Here is a 20,775-nt window from a genome sequence, read left to right on the forward strand (position 1 = left end):
TATCCTAAAAAAATATTCAATTACAAAACACCTAGAGAATTATTTTTATGTGGCTAATTTATTCTTGCAATTTAGGAGGCTAATCATTTTTTTATAAAGTTAGATATTTATTATCAAAAATATTGACAATAATTTAGTATGGTGCTAAAATATAATAAGTAAGAAAATGTTTTTCTTATTAAAGATTTATTTTAGGAGGTTTTTTTATGATTAAAGATGGATTTCAGTTTATAGCTTTATTGTTTTTCGTTTCAGGTATAGTGATTTACTTGGAAAAGAAATTCAAAAATGGAAAATTTTTTAAATATATTCCGGCATTAGTTATAATCTATTTCGGTTCAATGATTTTATCAACATTGGGCGTGTGGGATATGAGTGTTAAAAGCGTTTCCACAGCGAGAGGAGTTTTGAAAGATGCAATTTTGCCTTCAATGATATTTTTAATGTTATTAAGAGCAGACCTTAGAGATATTGCAAAGTTGGGTCCAAGAATGATAATTTCATTTTTCACTGCGACTATAACTATTATGATTGGTTTTGTTGTTGCATTTTTGCTTTTCAAAGGAAAATTAGCTCCTAATGCACCTTTAACTTTTGGAGCATTAGCAGGAAGTTGGGTTGGTGGAACTCAAAATATGGTTGCTGTTCAACAAGCAGTGGGTCTTGAAGGCTCCGGAATGGGTTATACTTTGTTGATTGACTCAATAGATTATTCAATTTGGATAATGTTCTTATTGTTCTTAGTACCATTTGCAAATAAATTTAATAAATGGACAAAGGCTGACACTTCAAAAATTGACAATATCAACGAACATTTAACTGCAAAATTCTCAAAAATAAGTAAAGAAATAACTTTCCAAGATATATTTTTCTTATTAAGTATTTCACTTGCTGTTACTGCAGTTACAGGAATAATCGGAAATGAAATGGTTAAAATTCCTGCACTTGCATTTATGGGAGCAACAGGTTGGACAATCATTATAACTACAATTCTTGGTGTTCTCTGTGCGATGACTCCACTTGCAAGAATACCTGGTTCACCTGAAGTTTCAAATGTTTTATTATATATGCTAATCGGTTTAATTGCATCAAATGCAAACTTCTTAGAACTTACAGAGGCTCCTTATTATATTTTAGCAGGTTTTGTAATTCTTGGAATTCATGGAATTTTAATGGCAATAATTGGAAAACTATTCAAACTTGATTTATTCACTTGTGGTATAGCATCACTTTCAAATATCGGTGGAGTTGCATCATCACCGGTACTTGCAGCTGCTTATTCACAATCATTAGTACCAATCGCTGTATTAATGGCTTTAATTGGAGTTATTACAGGAACATTCTTCGGAATCGGGGTTGCAAAATTCCTGGAAATGCTGGCTTAGATAAAATTTTTAAGAATGGTTAATTTTTTAACCATTCTTTTTTTTTATAAAAATTAAAACTTGTAAAAAATTTTTGTTTGGTATATACTATCTTATGAATGTTTTAAAAGGAGTTTTGTATATGAAAAAAGCATTACAAATGTCTGAGTCCATTGAAGTTGCAATTTTTTTAGCTTTAAGTGGTGGTCTGATGGACGCATATTCATATCTTTTAAGAGGAGAAGTTTTTGCAAATGCTCAAACTGGAAATATGTTACTCTTTGGAGTTTATGCCTCTAAAGGAAATTTAGAAATGTGTTTGAAATATGCTTTTCCAATAGCATTTTTTGCTTTTGGAATTTTTTTAGCAGATTTATTTAGAAAAAAGGATAGTTTTAAATTGCATTGGCGACAAAATGCTGTTATCTTTGAAATTATTTTGCTTTTTATAGTTGGATTTATTCCTCAAAATATGAATGCACTTGCAAATGCCTTAACGTCTTTTGCTTGTGGAATTCAAGTTCAAAGTTTTAAAAAACTTTGTGGAATAGATTTTTCAACTACAATGTGTATTGGCAATTTAAGAGGGGCAACTCATAATTTGTCGGAGTATTTTTATACAAAAAATAAAAAATTTTTAGAGCATAGTTTAATGTATTTTATTGTTATATTTTGTTTTGTTGTGGGTGCGATAATTGGTAGTAAATTTAGTGAAATCTTAGGGCTAAAGACTATTTTATTAAGTACAATTTCACTTACAATCTGCACGATTATTATGTTTATAGATAGAGAAAAAGAAAAGAGGTAGTAAATTTTGTTTAATATAGTTTTATTGGAGCCGGAAATCCCGTTTAATACCGGAGCGATTGGAAGAACTTGTGTTGCAACCGACACAAAATTGCATTTGATAAAACCGTTAGGTTTTTCGCTTGATGATAAAATGGTAAAGAGGTCAGGACTTGATTATTGGGATAAGTTAAAACTTTTTGTTTATGAAAATATTGAAGATTTTTACGAAAAAAATCCAAATGCAAATGTGTATTTTGCAACTACAAAGGCAAGGAAAACTTATGATGAAGTTAAATATTCTCCAAATGATTATATAATGTTTGGAAAAGAGAGCAAGGGAATCCCTGAAGAAATTTTGGTTAAAAATGAAGAACATTGTGTAAGAATACCGATGTGGGGAGAAATTCGTTCACTTAACCTTTCAAACTCTGCATCAATAATTTTGTACGAGGCTTTAAGACAACAAGATTTTTCAGAACTTGAAAAATTTGGAAATTTACATAGATTAAAATGGAGTGAATAATTGACAAAGAATTATATGAATTAATAAAATCTTAAGAAAAATTAAAAGCAGTAAAGCATCTTAGAACTAAATACGATATGGATTTTAAAAGAGTTTATTTTATTAGTAGTATTTTTAAGTTTATTTTTGATGTATGTTCATATTAATACTAGTAAAAATGATTTGACACTTTAATTTGTTTATGTTAAAATAAATATGAGTGTACAATTCTTGTGTAAAAGAATATTTATTTCATCATATTTACCGCTTTAAATTTATTAAAATGGAAATATGTTCAAATGTAATTGATATAGCGATATATTAAAATTAAAGAGAATTTTAGGAGGAAGGAATGATTATTAGATAACTGATTATGAAACGAAAATTTAATAGCTTTTTAAAGCTTAGTTTTTTGTTGCCATTTTTAGTTATACATTCCTTTTTGTGTGCTTATTTTTTTAGACTCCTTTTTTGAGTACATAATTTTGAATTTTAAAATGGCAATAAGTGAATTATTAGCCATTTTTTTGTGGCAAAATTTAGGAGGATATATGCTTAGTATAAAAAATTTGTCAATATATTTAATTAAGGATTTAAGAACTGTAATAGAGGATTTTAATTTTTCTTTAGAGCAAGATATGAAAGTTTGTATAATCGGCGAAGAGGGAAATGGAAAGTCCAGCATTTTAAAGGCGATAGTAGATGATGAGGGCTTAAAAGAATATGCTGAAATAAGTGGAGAGATAAATAAGAAAAATGAAGTTATAGGATATTTACCACAGATTTTAGAAGCGAAGATTTTAGATTTTTCAACAAAGGAATATCTTGAAAATAAAATTAAAGAGGATTATTTTGACTATAATTTATTTTATAAATTGTTAAAGGAGTTGAATTTTGATGAAAATTTAATAAATGAAAAGCAAAGGATAAGTGAATTATCAGGTGGAGAAAGAATTAAATTTATTTTACTTTGCGAACTTATGAAAGAGCCTACTTGTCTTTTATTGGACGAACCTAGTAACGATTTGGATATAAATTCTATTGAATGGCTTAAGAATTTCATAAAAAACATTGATATTCCAATAATTTTTATTTCTCACGATGAGGATTTAATTGAAAATTGTGCAAATACAATTATTCACATTGAACAGCTTATGAGAAAGAAAAAATCTAAAATTTCTATTGAAAGACTGGATTATGATGATTATGTTGAAAATAGAGAAAATAGGATTGAAAAACAGGAAAGAATCGCTAAAAAGCAAAGAGAAGAGTTTGACAAAAAACAAAGAAAGTATCAAAAAATTTATGAAAGAGTACAACATGAAATAAGAAATACAAAAAATGATTTTTTGGGAACTGAGTTAAAAATAAAAATGCATACTGTAAAATCTATCGGAAGAAGGCTAGAAAAGGAAAAAGAAAATTTGCTTGATTTTCCAGATTATGAAGAATCGATTTTTATAAAATTTGACGAAGATATAAAATATTCTACAAAAAAGGAAATTTTAGATTTGAATTTGGAAAAACTTGTTGTAAAAGATAGAATCCTAAGCGAAAATATCGAATTAAAAGTATTTGGAAATGATAAAATCTGTATAATTGGAGAAAATGGAATAGGGAAAACTACACTTTTAAAAATAATTTTGGAAAATATAAAGAAAAATGTTAAGATTTCTTATATGCCACAAAATTATGATGATAAGATGAATATTGATATGAGCATTATAGACTATCTTAGTAAAACTTATGAAAAAGAGGAAACTACAAAGATTAGAACATTTTTGGGTTCAATGAAGTTTACAGCAGATGAAATGCTACACAATTTAAAATCTCTTTCCGGAGGACAAAAAGCTAAAATTTATTTTTTAAAGATGATTTTGGAAAATCCGGAAGTTTTAGTCTTGGACGAGCCGACAAGAAATTTATCCCCGTTTTCATCAGTTGAGATTAGAAAACTTTTGAAGTCATATAAAGGGGCGATTATTTCCGTTTCACACGATAAGAAGTATATTTATGAAGTCTGTGATAGAGTGTATGAATTGACAAAAAACGGATTGGATTTGTTTTATTTATCAAATATTTTGACTACTTAGTGTATTTATGGTAAAATAAAATTTAATGAAAAATATTTTTAACATAGGAATACGGAGGAAATATGGATAAAATTTTTGAAATTTTAGAGAAAGTTTTTTCAGTTGAAACTTTTGGTAGTCTAAAGTTATATGATTTAATGGCAATCATTTTTAAATATATTTTTGTAATTATTATTTATTACTTTATTTACAATATAATAAAGATGATTTATTTGGATATTAGTACTACAAGTGAAATGACTGACGTTTCTAATACTTATCTAAAACTTATAAACAGAAAAGAGAGTTTGCCTTTTAAGGTGCATGAGCATTACTATATTGCTGATGAAACTACTCTTGGTCGTGGAGATTCTAATGATATTGTAATAAATGACAAATTTATTTCTAAAAATCATATGAGAATTATTAAAGACGACGGTATTTTTTATATCGAAGATTTAGGCTCTGCAAACGGAACTCTATTAAACGGAGAGCCGATTACTGAGGCTATTGAACTTAAAGATAAGGACTTAATTGACGTTGGAAGAATTGAATTTTTATTTGTAAATGAGGAAGTTTATGATGATTAAGAAAAGATTGTTGTCAAGGCTTAGGACTTTAACAGTAGATTCCTATGTCAGTACAAAGAGTATTCAAGGTCTTTTGTTATTTTTTCAAATTTTAGGTTTGTTTTTGATTATGGCAAGAGATTTTGCTAATTTTGATAGAACTAAACTTTATTTTATGGTTGGTTTGATTAGTTTTGTATATATTTCAGGGAAATTGGTGCAAAAGTTTACAAGAGGCGATTATTATATAATGCTTATTGCAAATATGCTTTTTTCTATTGGAATTTTGGAAATTTACAGGCTGAATAACAAAATGGCTTTTAGACAAATTATATGGTTTTGTATTGGAATTATAGCTTTTTGGGTTGTATATTTGATTTTAAAATATATAAAAATTTGGAATAAAATGTATTATTTCTATGCCGGAGTTTCTTATATTTTATTTATCGCAACTATTTTATTTGGTAAAAATATTAATGGTGCAAAAAACTGGATAAGACTTGGTGGAAATTTTGCATTTCAACCGTCAGAGCTTATAAAGATAGCCTTTGTTTTTCTTATCGCCGCCTTTTATAAGAATAGAGATAAGTTTGAAAAATCATTTTTTAAAAGACATAGTTTGCATTTCTTTTTCTATACATTTGTAGGATTTTTGTTTTTACAAAAAGACTTGGGCTCAGTACTCGTGTTTTCAGGAGTATTCATATTTGCACAATATATGTATGAGCCACATAGAAAATATATGATTATAAACTTTTTAATCCTTAGCTTTGGGGCAATTTTAGGTTATATTTTGTTCACTCACGTTAAGGTTAGGGTTAAAATTTGGTTAGACCCTTTTAAATATGCAGGCGGAATGGGATACCAAATCATTCAAGGCTTTTATGCAATAGCAAGTGGCGGTTTCTTTGGAACCGGACTCGGACTTGGAAGACCGGACTATATTCCTTTTGCAGAAAGTGATTATATTTTTGCAAGTATTTGCGAAGAAATGGGAATTTTAATGGGAATGGGCTTAGTTATGTTGTTCTTGATTTTGACTTACAGAGGAATAAAAACTTCTATGGAACAACAAAATAGATTTTATAAATATGTAGCCTTTTGTCTTTCATTGATTTTCGCTTTTCAAGCATTAATAATGTTCGGTGGGATTTTAAAACTTATTCCACTTACAGGAATTACAATTCCTTTTGTTAGTTATGGGGGCTCATCAATCCTTTCAAGTTTTATCGCACTTGGAGTTTTGCAATACGCCTCTGAAGAAAATATAATAGGAGGATAATATGACTGAAAGTAAAAGATATAAAAGAGTTTTAACATTTATAAGTTTGTTATTCATTTTAATACTTGGATATATGACTTATTTTCAAGTTGTAAAGTCTGATAAACTAAAAAATGATGAAAACAATAAAAGAAATTGGGTTGACGATAATAAATTAAAAAGAGGAAATATTTTAGATTCCAACGGAAATATCTTAGCTGAAACAAAAGAGGACGAAAAAGGAGAAAAGTATAGACATTTTCCTTATGGAAGTGCTTATGCGCATATCGTTGGATATAATAGTAAAAAGTACGGAAAAACGGGAATTGAAAAGAAATTTAATGCAACCCTTTTAAATAAACAAGATAAAACACCGATTGGAGAATTAAAGAAGATTTTAGTTGACCAAAAGGAAGGAAATACAGTAAAATTAACGACGAATACTGAATTGCAACAATATGCTGAGGCTCTTTTAGAGGGACATAAGGGTTCAATGATTTTGATGAATCCACAAACAGGTGCAATAATCACAATGGCAGACAGACCGACTTTTGACCCGAATACAATAGAGGCTAATTGGTCTAATATAATTGCTGATGAAGAAAATGCACCACTTTTGGCAAGAAGTATTGGAGGACTTTTTCCTCCGGGCTCTGTTTATAAAATTGTAACCGGAACTGCTTTACTTGAAAAGTTAAGCGGAGAAGATTTAAAATACAATGACAAAGGCTCAACTATTATTGAGAATTACAAAATAAATAACTATGCAAATGAATATAATGGAAATATTGATTTGAGAAAAGCCATAGTAAAATCTTCAAATACTTACTTTGCAGACCAAGTTCAAAAAATTGGCGTTGATGCTATGATTGATGTAAATAAGAGATTTATGTTCGGTCAGGAAATTCCTTTTGAATTAAAAACTGCAATCTCTCCGATTCCGTTTAATGAAAAAACAACGGCATTAGAGCTTGGAACGGGAGCATTCGGACAAGGTAAAGACTTGGTAACACCATTACAAGTTGCATTGTTCACAAGTGCAGTTGCAAATGGTGGAAATATGATGAAACCTTATATCGTTGGAGAAATCTTAGACCCTAAAGGAAAGATAATTGAAAAAATTTCTCCGGAAATTTTAACAAGAGTTTCAGATAAAAAAACAATGGATACTATGAAAGATTATTTAAAATCTTCCGGTGATGCAAACTTTATAGGCTTTATAAGAGGAAAAAAAGTTGCAGGAAAAACGGGTACTGCCGAAAAGACAAAGGACAAGATACACTCTTGGGTAACTGTCTTTTATCCGGTAGATAATCCGACTATTGTTTGTACGGCCTTTTTTGAAGAAGAAAACAAAGTTGCTTACGAAATGATTCCACTTGTAAAAAAACTTGTAAACAAAGCAGTAGAACTTGGATATTAGGAGATAATATGAATTATAGAGTGCTATTTAGAATTGAAAGATTAAAACTTGTAGATAAATTAAAGGCAAAAATCGTAAATTATAGAAGGTATTGCGAAGAAATGGGTGATACTTGCGAAATTGAAATAGTTTGTGCAGGAAATGTGGTTTCACATTTTTTGGAAGAAGATGAGTTTTTTAAAGATGAAAGTCTACAAGTTAAACTCTGTAAAAATGCTTTAAACGGATTAAAGCCGAATTATGAACAGAAAAATATTCAAATAGTATCTGCTGGAATTGGTGAGATTATAAAAAGAAAAGCAGAAGGTTGGATTGAATATACAATAGAATAAAAATTTTTTGAAAAAGAATGTGCAAACATTCTTTTTTTATATGAATATGTTGGTAAAAATATATTGACTTATTATATTTTTTTTGCTATATTAAGGTTGATATAGGAAAAGGCGATAGTTTATGAATGATATTGCTTTTATTAAACCTCAAAGTTTTTTATCTTGGCAAATACTAGAAGATAGAGTGATAATTAAAAATGAAAAAGATCAAAGTTATTTTGAGTTTAAAGATACTGGATTTGAGATAATTAGAATGATACTTTGCGAGGAGGTAAATATTAGGTTAATAGTTGATAGGATTTCTAAAATTTACAATGTAGATTTTAATGTATTACTGTCTGATGTAGAAGAATTTTTAAGTAATTTGATAAAGGATAAATTGGTTTATATATAAATTTTTTATGGGAGGGTTTATGCTTAAGTTAATCAAGGTTACTAAATTGAAAAGAAGTTATATTCTTCTTTTGTTCTTTTTTAGTTTAGTTTTTTCTTTTATCTCAATTCTAGAAATTTTTATTGTTGGGAAATTTCTTAATAACATTCAGGAGATAGAGTATTTTATTGGATTTATTATAATTTTATTTTTACATTTTATTTTTAGACAGCTTTTAAATTTTATAAACTATAAATTTAATTTACATATTGATAAGGTTTTTTCGGAATTTATTTTGAATTTTATTTCAGAAATTCCATATTTTAATTATGAAAATGAAGATTTTCACAGAGAAATATACTTTATAAAAGATGTAGTTCCTAAGTTTAAAGATTATTTGAAATCAATCATTTCATTATTTTCGTATTTTATAAGATTTTTAGGATATTGTTTTATCGTTTCTACATTTGTTTGGTATCTTGGAATTATAGTTTTTATCCTTTTTATACCCCTATGTTTTGTTGCTATTTATTCTGGAAATTTAGAATATGAAAATTATCTTGAAAGTGGAAATTTTTTTAGACGTGCAAGTTATTTTACTAAAGTATTAATTAATAAAGAATTTGCTCTTGAGAGAACTTTATTTAAGTACAATGATTTTATAAAGAAAAAATGGAAAGAATCTAAGGATAAAGGGATTATAATAGAAAGAAAGACTTTATTTTTTTCGGAATTTTATGCAAATGTCGGAATAATGCTTATGATGATAATATTGTTTACTATTTTTTTTATGATAATTTTTTTTGGTAAAAACTCTATAAGTTTTGGTTTGTGTACTGCTCTAATTAGTTCTTTACTTGTATTTACAGATGAAATTTCTTATAAATTATCTATTGATGTAAAAAAATTTGTTGATAGCAAGCTTTTCTTAAAAAAATTTATAAATTTTATATCTAAAGATTATTCACTTGCTATAGAATTTGATAAAACTATTGATAGTATAGATAGAATTGAGTTTAAAGATGTATCTTATTCTTATGGTAATTCTTATGTTTTAAAAAATTGTAGTTTTTTTTTGGAAAGAAAAAACAAGTATGCTATTGTTGGAGAAAATGGTACAGGAAAGACTACTTTAGTTAAGATTTTATTAGGACTTCTAGATTATGAAGGAAGTATTTTAATTAATGGAGTTGAACTTAGGGAAATATCAAGAAAATGTTTAGTAAAACATTTCGGAGTTATCTTTCAAGATTTTGTAAAATATGAGATGACAGTTTCAGAAAATATAGATTTTTATAACAATAATGATATCGATGAAATTCTAAAAAAAGTTGGTATTTATGAAAAAATTGAGAGCTTTGAAAATGGAAAAAATCAATTTTTAGGAAAACTTGAAGAAGGAATTTCGTTATCTCTTGGAGAATGGCAAAAAATTGCTTTAGCAAGACTTTTAATTAAAAATTGTGATTGCTTAATTTTGGATGAACCAACTGCTTCTCTTGATTCAATAAGCGAAAGAGAAATTATAGAAAATGTAAATTCTATAATTGCTGAAGATAACATAGGGATTTGGATAACTCATAGACTTGGAAGCTGTAGAAGTTGCGATTATATTTTGGTTTTAAAAGATGGTAAAATAGTAGAAAATGATACTTTTAAAAATTTATTGAATTCTGATTCTTACTTTAAAGAGCTTTATACAACGCAAAGGAGTTGGTATGATGAATAATATTTTTAAAGCAATTAAACTAGTTTTTAATTTAGATAAAAAGAGATTTTTAATTAATTATGGAATATTCATTTTAGAATCTTTATTATTTGTTTTTACGATTTATGCTTTACAATTAACTTTAGAAAAATTGGGGCTTTTCATTTCTGGAAAATTGACAACTTCTAGAATGCTTATATATATCTCTGTTTTTATTTTAATAAAAATATTAACTTATACATTTAGATCTTTTATGGGATTTTATTGTGAATATTATGATTTAGTTTTAAGCTCGAAAATAGAAAAAACATTAATGAGTAAAGAGCTCTTGCCTATTTATTTTGAAGATAATAATTTTTTAGATATTTTATCACAAGCAAAATTAGGTGCATCAAATTTAACGTATATTACTAATGCATATATTGATGTTGTATTTATGTATGGATTTAATTTTTTGTTTTTAGCAGTATATCTATTTTTGTTGAGTCCATATTTTGTATTAATTTTAGTGGTAGTTTTATTATTACAGTTTTTACACAATAAGTTTGATAAGAAAATTGAAACAAAATTAGAAGAAAATTTAAAAAAATTAAGAAGAAAAAGAGAATATTTTGAGAGTCTGTTTTTAGATAAAGAAACGGTAAAGGAGTTGAAAACATTTGATACAACTGAATATTTTTTACAAAGATTCAATCTTGTAACTGAAGAATTTTGTGATGTAAGTGAAATCTTTTATAAGAAATTATTAGTCAATGATTTTAGATTAGGTCTTTTGAAGATAATTTGTTATCTGATAAGTTATGTAATTATTTATGTTTTAAAAGATAAGGTTAGTATAGCAGAGTTTGGAGTGATATTTGTAACAATTAGATCAATTTTTTCACTATCGGAAGAAGGTTTTTATGGAAGAATTAAAGATGTAAATAGCCTTTTACCACAACTTGATGCATTTTTTAAAATTTTAGATATGAATTATGAAAAAAATATTATTTATGATAATATGATAATTTTTGAAAATGTAAGTTTTAAATATCCAAATACAAATGAATATGCATTAAAAAATATAAATTTTAAAATCAAAACTAATGAAAAGATAGGTGTTGTAGGAGTTAATGGTTCAGGAAAATCAACTATTTCAAAATTGATTTTAGGACTGTATGAACAAACTGAAGGGAAAATAAAAATTGCAAAAAGTAGTGCTGTTTTTCAAGATTTTTCAAAATATGAAATATCTTCAATTGAAAATGTAAAAATTTCAGATTATCAAAAAGAAGTAGATTTGTCGAGATTTAAAGAAATAGATTATTTTAGTGAAAATGATTTAGATTATAATAAAATATTATCGAAAAGATTTTCAGATGTTTCGATTTCACAAGGTCAATGGCAAAAACTTGCTATACTTAGGGGATTGCACAAGAATGAAGAATTTTTTGTTTTTGATGAACCTACATGGGCAATTGACCCAGTTGTAGAGAAAAAGATTTTTGATTTTCTTTATAATCATATTCATACCGGAATGATTGTAGTTACACATAATTTATCTTCAGTAAAACAAATGGATAAAATTCTGGTTTTAGATAAAGGAGAAATTGTAGGTTTTGATACACATTTGAATTTAATTAAAAATAATAAATTATATAAACAACTTTGGTTTACAAGTACTATGTAAAAAAAGAATGTGCGAACATTCTTTTTTTATGTGAATATATTGATAAAAAGTTAAAAAAATGTTAGAATTAATGTGTGGAATTTTAATTTTTTGGTTTGGAGGGTATGATGGAAAAATATAATTGGTCTTTGGAAAAGATTTACAAAAATGTAGATGAGGCTAGGGCTGAAATCAAAATTTGTGATGAAATTATTGAAGAAATTATAAAAACGGAAAAATCTGTTAAGAATTTAAAGCATATTATGGAATTATCTGAAAAGTCATCTAGACTTGTTGAAAAATTGTATTGTTATTCATATATGAAAAGAGATGAGGACAGTAGAGTTCCTGAATCTCAAAAGTTAGCTTTAGAAGTAAATTCACTAGGAACAAGATTTAGTTCAGCTATGGCGTTTTTTGATCCATTCCTTATGAGTTTATCTAATGAAGAGTTGGAAAACTTTTATAAAGAGGGAGATAACGAAAAGTATAGAGTACATTTCGAAAATATTTTAAGATTTAAACCTCATACTTTAAGTGAACAAGAAGAAAAATTACTTGCTAATTGTGGAGAAATGGTTGGAACAGGTCAAAATTCATTCTATATGTTAAGTTATGCAGATATGGATTATGGTAAGATTGAAAATAAAGACGGAGAAAAATTAACTCCAGCTAATTATAATAATTTCCTTTTAGATGAAAATGAAGAAGTAAGAAAAGAAGCTTTTGATAAAATGTATGGAACTATTTCAAGTTTCAAAAATACTTATGCGACAACTTTATACAGTGCAATTAAGAATTTGACTATTTTAGCTAAGGTTAAAAATTATCCTTCAGCAAGATATATGGAATTATTCCAAGATGCTGTTCCTGAAAAAGTTTATGATTCATTAATTGAAAGTATTGAAGAATATTTGCCTTCTCTTCATAAATATTATGGACTTAGAAAGAAAGCATTAAAGAAAGACAAACAATATATGTGGGACGTTTCTGTAAATTTGGATAAAAATTTCAATCAAAAATATCCTTATGAAAAAGCTAGAGAATTAATCTTAGCAGGTCTTAAACCACTTGGAGATGATTATGTTGAAGTTTTAAATAGAGGTTTTGATGATCGTTGGGTTGACGTTTATCCAAGAGAAGGAAAAGCAGGTGGAGCTTATTCTTGGGGAAGTTACGATACAGAACCATATATCTTAATGAACTATACTGATGATTTAAACAGTATGTTTACATTAGCTCACGAGTTTGGACATTCAATGCACAGTTATTATTCAAGACTTGACAATGAATTCCTTTATTCTCAATATAAGATTTTTGTTGCAGAAGTTGCATCAACTTTCAACGAATTAACTCTTTTAGATTATTTGTTAAAGAATGTTAAGGATAAAAACGAAAAGATTTACATTTTAAATTATTATATTAATATGTTCATTGGAACTGTATTTAGACAAACTATGTTTGGTGAGTTTGAAAAGAATACACATTTAGAAGTTGAAGCCGGAAATGCTTTAACGGCTGATGATTTCACAAGAATTATGGGCAAATTAAATGATAAATACTACGGAGAAAATGTTGAAAGAAGTGATTTAGCTGATTACTTATGGGCTAGAATTCCTCATTTCTACAACAATTTCTATGTATATAAGTATGCAACAAGTTTCTGTGCTGCAAGTTTCTTATCCAGCAGAGTAGTTAGTGGAGATAAGGAAGCACTAAAGAGTTATAGAAACTTCTTAAAAGATGGTTGCAGACATCACCCAATAAACCAATTAAGAATGGCCGGTATAGATATGGAAGATAAAAATTCAATCGCTAAAGCTCTTGAAATTTTCAAAGGTCTAGTTGATGAATTAGAAAAAGAATTAGAAGCGTAGAAATATTTAAGGAGGGTTTTTTTCGTGTCTAAAAAAAATAAGAAAAAGGATAAAATTGAAAAAAATTCTTCAAATTTTTCAGAAGGAGGATTTGATAGGTCAATTTTATCGAACTATTCTCAATGGAGAGAAGAATACTCTGAAAAAGAAATTCCCAAAGAGGAAGTTTTGGAAGAAGTTATTTCTGAAGAAATTGAAAAAGAAGTTTCTAAAGAGGTCAATAAAATTGATGATTTAGATTTTAAATCAAATCTTATCAATTCAGAAATAGAAGAGCATACATTTTCAACTGATAAAGAAAACAAAGAAATAAATTCTGAAAAAAAAGTTGAAAATGTTGAAGAAAATAATGAAGAAGATGAAATTTTAACAGAAACACAAAGACTTAAACTTATTTATGGGAATGTAGTTCCTCTACACGAAAGACGTCGTAGGGGAAATAATTCCTATGATAAGAAAAAGAAAAATAAAGAAAAGAAACAAAAAGTTAAAAATGTAATTGATAAAGTTGAAGAAACTCCAGTAGAAAATATTGAAAAACTGATAGAAATTGAAAAGAAAGAAAATGTTAAGCCTAAAGAAGTAAAAGCAAAGAAAGAAAAAGACGTAAATAAATATGAAATGCCAAAAGTTCCAAAAATGTTAAAGATGATTTTTGCATTTACCATTATTTTTGCTCTTTCTATTGTTGGATTCTTTGGACTAAAGGCATATCATTCTTTAGGTGTTAAGCTACCAAATATTTTATCAGGGGTAGAGTCTAAAAAAATTGGTTTTTACACTACAAATATGGTTTTTAATGGAAAAACTATCGATAAAAACAAGGCGGAATCTTTTATAGCATTGTTAGAAGAAGATGAGTTAAGGCTTACAACTATTAATAAATGGCTTAGAGAAGATGCTGAGAATTTGAAAAAAGATAAAAATTACAAGAGTGAAAGACCTGTTAGACTTCAAAAGAGTGGAAAAGTTTTAGGTATTTTTGATGATTATAAAATTTGTTTAGACCCTGTAAAGTTAAAGGTTGAAAAAAGTGATAAGGTAGAAACAACTATTTTATTAAATGAAAAGGAAGAACAAATTTCTGATAAAGAATATGAGTTATTTCCTGGAAAATATACTATTTTCTACTATGACAATAATGTAAAATTAAAAGATGAAGTTTCTCTTTTCTATACTGAAAAAGCAGAGGTTAAAACTGTTTCTTATGGAGAGGGAACTGACTATAAACTTGCAAATGAAGTTATAAAGCTTGATACAAATTCAAAAGAAAGTTCTTTTAAGATTGTAACAAGAGATGAAGATAGTATTTTATTTGTAAATGATAAGAATACAGAGCTTACTGTAAGAGAGTTCAATAAATTATCAGGAACAAATATAAAGAAAGATGATGTTTTAAAAGTTGTAACAAAGATGCCTTGGGGATATACAATTTCTGATGGAGTTACTTATTCCGGAGAAAGTTCAATAAATGTTAGCACTTCTCTTTCAGATAAAAGACTTTTGGACTTTGCAATTTCAAGAACTGTTGAAATGTTAAGAGAAGATGTTCAGTCAAGAGGTAAAAAAGATTCCTCTTTATTGACTATAATGAGAGACCCGTCTTTACAGATAGAAAAGAACAGAGTAGATTCTTTAATAAATAGTGGTAGAGAATATGTTGGAGGTTATCCGTCAGTAGAGTTTGACCTTAATTCTTTTGAAATAAGAGAACAAGGGGATACTTACGAAATGTATATCGGTGGACATTTGTTAGTCCAAGAAACTACTTACGGAAAAAATGAAAAGCCACCTCAATTATCTTCAATAACACCTGTTGAGTCAAAAGTTGGATTCCATTTTATTTTTGATAAAGAAAAGAAAAATTGGTTCTGTAACATTTGGGGCTTTACAACAAGAACAATTACAAGAGATAATATTAAAAGTGTTGACATATCAAAAGATATGATTGCAAGATAAAAATAAAATAGAATTTTAAAATAAAAAATGGTTAAATAACTAAGGATTTTGAGTAATAAACTTCTTGTCTTTAGTTACTTTTCCTTTTTTTTATTATGCATATTTGGAGTGTTTTTGCAATTTAGAATTTACTTATTATAAGAAATATTTATAATTAATAATAATCACATAAGAAATTAATATAATAAGAGGATTGACTTTTTTTTTATCTTAGATATATAATTAACATATAAGTTAGTGAAAATGTTTTTAGGAGGGAGATATTTTGAAAAAAATATGGAAAAATAATTTGAACATTTTGTTGCCGCTTTTTATAGTTATGTTTATTTATATTTCATTGGAAATAGGCGTTGCAATGTTTTTTGGGTATGTTATAGATTCTGCCAGTGGAGCAATAAATATGAAATTTTCTAAGGTTATGATTTATACTTTTGCTTTACTTATTACAGAGAGCGTTTTTAAATGGATTTATGAAGTTATGAGTTATAAGTTTGTAGCTAAAATGTCTTTAGATACAAAAATTTACATATTTAATAATTTGATAAAACAAGATATTGAAAGTTTTTATAATAATGATGTAGGGGATAAGATTTCAATTCTTACTAATGATATTAATACAATAGAAACAGAGTATTTTAGAACATTTTTAAATTTGGTTAAATCTGGATTTTTGTTTGTGTTTGCATTTGGTACAATTTTCTATGTTTCCTATCAAATGACAATTGCTTTAATGATATTGTCTATAATTTCATTTGTTTTTGGAAATATTCCGATGAAAAATTTAAAAACTTTTAAAGAGAAATTTTCAAATTCTCAAAGTGAATATACTGCAAGAACAAGTGAATATTTTAATGGTTATGAAACAATCAAAGTATTTGGACTAGAAAAATTTATTTCAAAAGTGTTTTATAATAACTCAAAAAATGTTTATGATAAAGGACTTGCATATCAAAAAAGGTATAGTTTAGTAACTATGATTTCATACTTTTTTGGAGGTTTTACATTTTTAGGTGGTTTTGTTTGTGGTGGATATTTAGCATATAAAGGATTTATAACACTTGGACAAATGATTGTTTGTGTGCAACTTACAAATCACATTGTGAATCCTTTGATGTTTGCAATAGAATCTTATGGTAAATTTAAGTCTGTTGATAAAATATTAAATAAAATAGAAAATACTTTAATTTCAGAAGAAAATGTTGAAACAACAGAAATTAAAGACTTTAATAATAAGATTTCTTTAAAGGATGTTAGCTTTAAATATGATGATAAAAAAGTTTTGGAAAATATAAGTTTTGATTTTGAAAAAGGCAAAAAATATGCTTTAGTAGGTTTATCAGGAAGTGGAAAATCAACTTTGATGAAGCTAATTTCAAAAAGAATTAAAGCAGATGAGGGAAAAATTTGTATAGATGGAACTGATTTGGATGAAGTTTCAAGAAATTCTATTATAAATTTAATTTCAACAATTAATCAAAATGTATTTCTATTCAAAGGAAGTATCTATGATAATATAACATTATTTAGTAAAGATTATTCGGAAGAAAAAGTAAAAGATGTTATATTGAAAGCTGAACTTGGTAAATATTTGGATAGATTGTATGATAAGGAATTGATTTCTGAAAACGCAAATAACTTATCTGGAGGAGAAAAACAAAGAATTTCAATTGCAAGGTCTTTGATAAAGGATACAAAGATAATACTTGCTGACGAAATTTTATCAAGTTTGGATAATGAAATTGCATTTTCAATAGAAAAGGGACTACTTGAACTTGAAAATATAACATTGATTTCTGTAACACATAGATTAATAAAGGAAAATTTAAAACAATATGACCAAATATTGGTATTAAAAGATGGAAATATAGAAGAAAAAGGTAATTTTGAAGAGCTTATGAATTTTGATTCATACTTCAAGAAATTATACACGATTTCTGAAGTTGAAAATAATTAATTTTAGAAGGAAAAGCTATGAAAGAATTAGTGGAAAGAAATGTTGAAAGTTGGGAACTTGAAGAAATTTCAACAGAAGAGTTTGAAACATTGGCTAATGAGTTATTAGCTTGGTGTGGAATTTGTTGTGGTGGTAATGGAGGTCCTGACGGAGGAGGTAATTAGAAAAAATTACAAGAATAGGTGCAATCTTTTTGTTGCACCTATTTTACTTGGAGGTTAGTTATGAAAATAGGGAGATTTATAGTTTCTGATATTGAAAGAAAAAAATCTGAAAAATTTTTAGTATATGATATTTTTTCTAAGAAATTTTTTAATATTGGTAAGAACACTGCTTTAGTTTTATTTAGAAAAAATGAAGAATCTTATGAATTATATAAGTTTTTATCCAATAAATTGTATAAAGAAAGTTATTTTAGTGAATATATTATCAACAAAGAAAAATTGAATATGGTTAGAATTTTGGTTACAAATCAGTGTAATTTAAATTGTAAATATTGTTATGCTAACGCTGGAAGCTATGGTGAAAAATGTTGTTATATGAACTTTAATACTTATTCTAAAGTTTGTGAATATTTGGGAAAAAAATATAAAAGTATAGGAGAAGTAAATTTTTTTGGGGGAGAACCTACTTTAAATGTAGATGCTATAGAGTATATATGTAAATATTTTGATAAAAAATATAAATTTAAAACTCCTACATTTTCCATGGTAACTAATGGAACTAATTTGAGTGAGAGGATGTTATATTTAATAAATAAATATAATATCCATATAATAATTAGTTTAGATTCTACAAATAGAAATATAAATGATTCGAATAGAAAATTTAAAGATGGTAGTGGAACATTTGACGTTATAGATAAGAATATAATAAAATTACAAAAAAACACATCTAATAAAATTGTTATTGAATCTACTTATACAGAAGAGCATGTAAAAAATAATGTTTCTTATACAGATATAATGTTAGAAAATTATAAAAGATATAAAATTAAATTAAATATTATCCAGAATGAAAATGGGAATGATAGGTTAATAAAACTTATTAAAGGTTCATCGATTGATAATTCATTAAATAGAGATATAGATGTTTTTATAAAATATGGTATTTCTAACTCTAGATTATTATCTTTTTTAAATTCTATTTATGCAACATTTTATAGTGGTTATTTTTGTGATGCGTTTTTAGGACAAATTGCCATTGATCCATATGGTAGTATTTATCCGTGTCAAATGTTTATTGCATCTAATATTGACAATTCATTGAAAAATTTTAAAGTAGGAGATGTTTTTAATGGAGATATTAATAGTGAATTTATAATTAATTACATAGAAAAAAATAATAAGAAAAATCTTAGGTTATGTAAAAATTGTTTTATTAAACCTACATGTAAACAGTGTATGTTTGATAAATACGTTAATTCATCTATTAAAAATAGTTGTAAGTATAATTTTAATAATTATTATGAAAGTCTTAATTATTTTATAAATTTAATATCAGATGAAAAAGTTGAAAAATGTATTAGGAGAAATATAAATGAACTTTCAAATGTATACTTTCAATTCACACGTTGATGTATTTTTTAGTAATGAAATATTAGAAAAAATTGAAAGATATTATAAAAATTCTAATTTAGAAGATATTACATTTGTTTTTTTGAAATATTGTAACGATAGATTTGTTGCAACAAAATTTGAACAAGTCCCAAATGAAGCAAAAACTAATAATGAACTTTATACTTCGTTAGAACCTAAGTACGTTAAATGGTTATTTAAAAAAGTAAGAGAAAAAAACGAATATATTATTATAATTCATAATCATATATTCATAAATGCTTTACACTTTTCAAAAAGTGATTTCAGTTTATTACATACATATTATAATTTTTTTTATAAAAATTATTCTGAGGATAATATAAAGTTTTTTGGCTCTATTTTAGTAAATTTTGATGAATTTACAGGAATATGTTTATATAATAATTGTACTAAAAATATTAATTTTATAAAAAGATAAAGCTGTTGTTGCTTTTTGTATAAAAATCGACTTGACTTTTTATTTATTAATTTATATAATTTAATTAAAATAAAGTGATATTTTATAGAAGTAAAATTAGGAGAATTATATGAATATCGATATTGAAGTTATTTACACAAATTTAGAATTTTTGGTAAAAATGATTCTTGCAACCTCAATGGGAGCAATAATTGGTTTTGAAAGAAAGAGTAGAAATAAAGAAGCAGGTATTAGAACTCATGCAATAGTTTGTTTGGCATCTGCACTTATGATAATAGTTTCAAAGTATGGTTTTTTTGATGTTGGGGAGTTTGATGCAGCTCGTGTTGCGGCTCAAGTTGTGTCAGGAATCGGATTTTTAGGTGCAGGACTTATTTTTATAAAAAACAATTCAGTAAATGGACTTACAACAGCAGCCGGAGTTTGGGCTACGGCAGGAATCGGACTTGCTATGGGGGCAGGTCTTTATGCAGTTGGAATTTTTGGAACAATTTTGATTGTAATAGTTCAAATTTTAATGCATAAAGATACTTTCTTGAGCAAAGACCATTTGACAGTTACATTTGAAGTTACGATTGAAGACAGTTTTAATCAAATTAGAGAAATTAGAGAATGTTTAGAGAGATTGAAATTAGAAATTCAAAATATCGAAATTGTAAAAAAGAGAGCAACTGTAACTGTAAAGTTTTATACCTTTGTTCCGATTGATTTTGAAAGGGAGCATTTGGAAGATTTAATTTTTGATGATGAAAGAGTTAGAAAGATAGAAATGTATTGACATTTTTAACTTTTTTCTATATAATTATTACTATATTTAATATTGAGTGTTGATTGTGCATACAACACAGGAGCTCAGAAGTGATTGTGCTTAAACATTATAAGGCCTATGCGAAGAAAGGTGGTACCACGATAAGTCGTCCTTTCAAAG

The 20,775-nt window shown here is 26.6% G+C and carries 18 protein-coding genes; all 18 read left to right on the forward strand.

The features are described from left to right. Window positions 1-206 precede the first annotated feature (206 nt). The 18 genes from IBJ83_RS05280 to IBJ83_RS05370 all read left to right on the forward strand — a co-directional run bounded on the left by IBJ83_RS05280 (window position 207) and on the right by IBJ83_RS05370 (window position 20,625). Entirely contained in the window at window positions 207-1,385 is a 1,179-nt protein-coding gene (locus tag IBJ83_RS05280; RefSeq protein ID WP_201275648.1) for a DUF819 family protein, read from the forward strand. A 121-nt stretch (window positions 1,386-1,506) separates the two neighbouring features. Continuing rightward, entirely contained in the window at window positions 1,507-2,172 is a 666-nt protein-coding gene (locus IBJ83_RS05285; protein ID WP_201275649.1) for a YoaK family protein, read from the forward strand. 6 nt (window positions 2,173-2,178) lie between these two features. Further along, the gene (locus tag IBJ83_RS05290; protein WP_201275650.1) at window positions 2,179-2,676 is read left to right on the forward strand and encodes a tRNA (cytidine(34)-2'-O)-methyltransferase; all 498 of its coding nucleotides are present in this window, start codon (window positions 2,179-2,181) and stop codon (window positions 2,674-2,676) included. Window positions 2,677-3,206: 530 nt separating this feature from the next. Beyond that, window positions 3,207-4,748: an ATP-binding cassette domain-containing protein gene (locus IBJ83_RS05295; RefSeq protein WP_201275651.1), complete on the forward strand. Its 1,542-nt coding sequence runs from the start codon at window positions 3,207-3,209 to the stop codon at window positions 4,746-4,748. Between the two features lie 62 nt (window positions 4,749-4,810). Then, the gene (locus tag IBJ83_RS05300; RefSeq protein ID WP_068474856.1) at window positions 4,811-5,317 is read left to right on the forward strand and encodes an FHA domain-containing protein; all 507 of its coding nucleotides are present in this window, start codon (window positions 4,811-4,813) and stop codon (window positions 5,315-5,317) included. Further along, on the forward strand, window positions 5,310-6,578 hold the full coding sequence (locus IBJ83_RS05305) for an FtsW/RodA/SpoVE family cell cycle protein (RefSeq protein WP_201275652.1): 1,269 nt from the start codon (window positions 5,310-5,312) through the stop codon (window positions 6,576-6,578). The genes IBJ83_RS05300 and IBJ83_RS05305 overlap by 8 nt, the downstream gene beginning before the upstream one ends. Window position 6,579: 1 nt before the next feature. Beyond that, window positions 6,580-7,980: a peptidoglycan D,D-transpeptidase FtsI family protein gene (locus IBJ83_RS05310; RefSeq protein ID WP_201275653.1), complete on the forward strand. Its 1,401-nt coding sequence runs from the start codon at window positions 6,580-6,582 to the stop codon at window positions 7,978-7,980. 8 nt (window positions 7,981-7,988) lie between these two features. Then, a complete protein-coding gene (locus IBJ83_RS05315; RefSeq protein WP_201275654.1) occupies window positions 7,989-8,312 on the forward strand; it encodes a DsrE family protein in 324 nt (107 codons plus the stop codon). Between the two features lie 121 nt (window positions 8,313-8,433). After that, window positions 8,434-8,706 (forward strand): PqqD family protein, encoded by a 273-nt coding sequence (locus tag IBJ83_RS05320; protein ID WP_068474864.1) that lies wholly within the window; start codon window positions 8,434-8,436, stop codon window positions 8,704-8,706. Window positions 8,707-8,725: 19 nt separating this feature from the next. Beyond that, complete coding sequence (locus IBJ83_RS05325; protein ID WP_201275655.1) at window positions 8,726-10,414, forward strand: ATP-binding cassette domain-containing protein; 1,689 nt, start codon at window positions 8,726-8,728, stop codon at window positions 10,412-10,414. Next, window positions 10,407-12,062 carry an ATP-binding cassette domain-containing protein gene (locus IBJ83_RS05330; RefSeq protein ID WP_201275656.1) on the forward strand — a complete coding sequence of 552 codons (1,656 nt, stop codon included), beginning with the start codon at window positions 10,407-10,409 and terminating at the stop codon, window positions 12,060-12,062. Before IBJ83_RS05325 ends, IBJ83_RS05330 begins: the two co-directional genes overlap by 8 nt. Before the next feature lie 107 nt (window positions 12,063-12,169). Next, window positions 12,170-13,918, forward strand: a complete 1,749-nt coding sequence (gene pepF, locus IBJ83_RS05335) for an oligoendopeptidase F (protein WP_201275657.1) — start codon at window positions 12,170-12,172, stop codon at window positions 13,916-13,918. A gap of 24 nt (window positions 13,919-13,942) precedes the next feature. Then, a complete protein-coding gene (locus IBJ83_RS05345) occupies window positions 13,943-15,877 on the forward strand; it encodes a TcaA second domain-containing protein (RefSeq protein WP_231698876.1) in 1,935 nt (644 codons plus the stop codon). Window positions 15,878-16,142: 265 nt separating this feature from the next. Beyond that, the gene (locus IBJ83_RS05350) at window positions 16,143-17,831 is read left to right on the forward strand and encodes an ABC transporter ATP-binding protein (RefSeq protein ID WP_201275658.1); all 1,689 of its coding nucleotides are present in this window, start codon (window positions 16,143-16,145) and stop codon (window positions 17,829-17,831) included. A gap of 17 nt (window positions 17,832-17,848) precedes the next feature. Continuing rightward, a complete protein-coding gene (locus IBJ83_RS05355) occupies window positions 17,849-17,995 on the forward strand; it encodes a hypothetical protein (RefSeq protein WP_201275659.1) in 147 nt (48 codons plus the stop codon). A 60-nt stretch (window positions 17,996-18,055) separates the two neighbouring features. Further along, a complete protein-coding gene (locus IBJ83_RS05360; RefSeq protein ID WP_201275660.1) occupies window positions 18,056-19,408 on the forward strand; it encodes a radical SAM/SPASM domain-containing protein in 1,353 nt (450 codons plus the stop codon). Then, window positions 19,371-19,847: a hypothetical protein gene (locus IBJ83_RS05365; RefSeq protein ID WP_201275661.1), complete on the forward strand. Its 477-nt coding sequence runs from the start codon at window positions 19,371-19,373 to the stop codon at window positions 19,845-19,847. Before IBJ83_RS05360 ends, IBJ83_RS05365 begins: the two co-directional genes overlap by 38 nt. Before the next feature lie 109 nt (window positions 19,848-19,956). Beyond that, window positions 19,957-20,625 (forward strand): MgtC/SapB family protein, encoded by a 669-nt coding sequence (locus IBJ83_RS05370; RefSeq protein WP_201275662.1) that lies wholly within the window; start codon window positions 19,957-19,959, stop codon window positions 20,623-20,625. Window positions 20,626-20,775: the final 150 nt, after the last annotated feature.

The sequence above is a fragment of the Parvimonas parva genome (assembly GCF_016552165.1).
Lineage (GTDB): Bacteria > Bacillota > Clostridia > Tissierellales > Peptoniphilaceae > Parvimonas > Parvimonas parva.

Bases quoted from the DNA above. Each gene is read 5' to 3' on its own strand.
- pepF (WP_201275657.1), top strand. From the start codon at position 12,170: ATGGAAAAATATAATTGGTCTTTGGAAAAGATTTACAAAAATGTAGAT.
- IBJ83_RS05325 (WP_201275655.1), top strand. From the start codon at position 8,726: ATGCTTAAGTTAATCAAGGTTACTAAATTGAAAAGAAGTTATATTCTT.
- IBJ83_RS05300 (WP_068474856.1), top strand. From the start codon at position 4,811: ATGGATAAAATTTTTGAAATTTTAGAGAAAGTTTTTTCAGTTGAAACT.
- IBJ83_RS05315 (WP_201275654.1), top strand. From the start codon at position 7,989: ATGAATTATAGAGTGCTATTTAGAATTGAAAGATTAAAACTTGTAGAT.
- IBJ83_RS05330 (WP_201275656.1), top strand. From the start codon at position 10,407: ATGAATAATATTTTTAAAGCAATTAAACTAGTTTTTAATTTAGATAAA.
- IBJ83_RS05285 (WP_201275649.1), top strand. From the start codon at position 1,507: ATGAAAAAAGCATTACAAATGTCTGAGTCCATTGAAGTTGCAATTTTT.
- IBJ83_RS05365 (WP_201275661.1), top strand. From the start codon at position 19,371: ATGAACTTTCAAATGTATACTTTCAATTCACACGTTGATGTATTTTTT.
- IBJ83_RS05305 (WP_201275652.1), top strand. From the start codon at position 5,310: ATGATTAAGAAAAGATTGTTGTCAAGGCTTAGGACTTTAACAGTAGAT.
- IBJ83_RS05310 (WP_201275653.1), top strand. From the start codon at position 6,580: ATGACTGAAAGTAAAAGATATAAAAGAGTTTTAACATTTATAAGTTTG.
- IBJ83_RS05295 (WP_201275651.1), top strand. From the start codon at position 3,207: ATGCTTAGTATAAAAAATTTGTCAATATATTTAATTAAGGATTTAAGA.
- IBJ83_RS05370 (WP_201275662.1), top strand. From the start codon at position 19,957: ATGAATATCGATATTGAAGTTATTTACACAAATTTAGAATTTTTGGTA.
- IBJ83_RS05360 (WP_201275660.1), top strand. From the start codon at position 18,056: ATGAAAATAGGGAGATTTATAGTTTCTGATATTGAAAGAAAAAAATCT.
- IBJ83_RS05280 (WP_201275648.1), top strand. From the start codon at position 207: ATGATTAAAGATGGATTTCAGTTTATAGCTTTATTGTTTTTCGTTTCA.
- IBJ83_RS05320 (WP_068474864.1), top strand. From the start codon at position 8,434: ATGAATGATATTGCTTTTATTAAACCTCAAAGTTTTTTATCTTGGCAA.
- IBJ83_RS05355 (WP_201275659.1), top strand. From the start codon at position 17,849: ATGAAAGAATTAGTGGAAAGAAATGTTGAAAGTTGGGAACTTGAAGAA.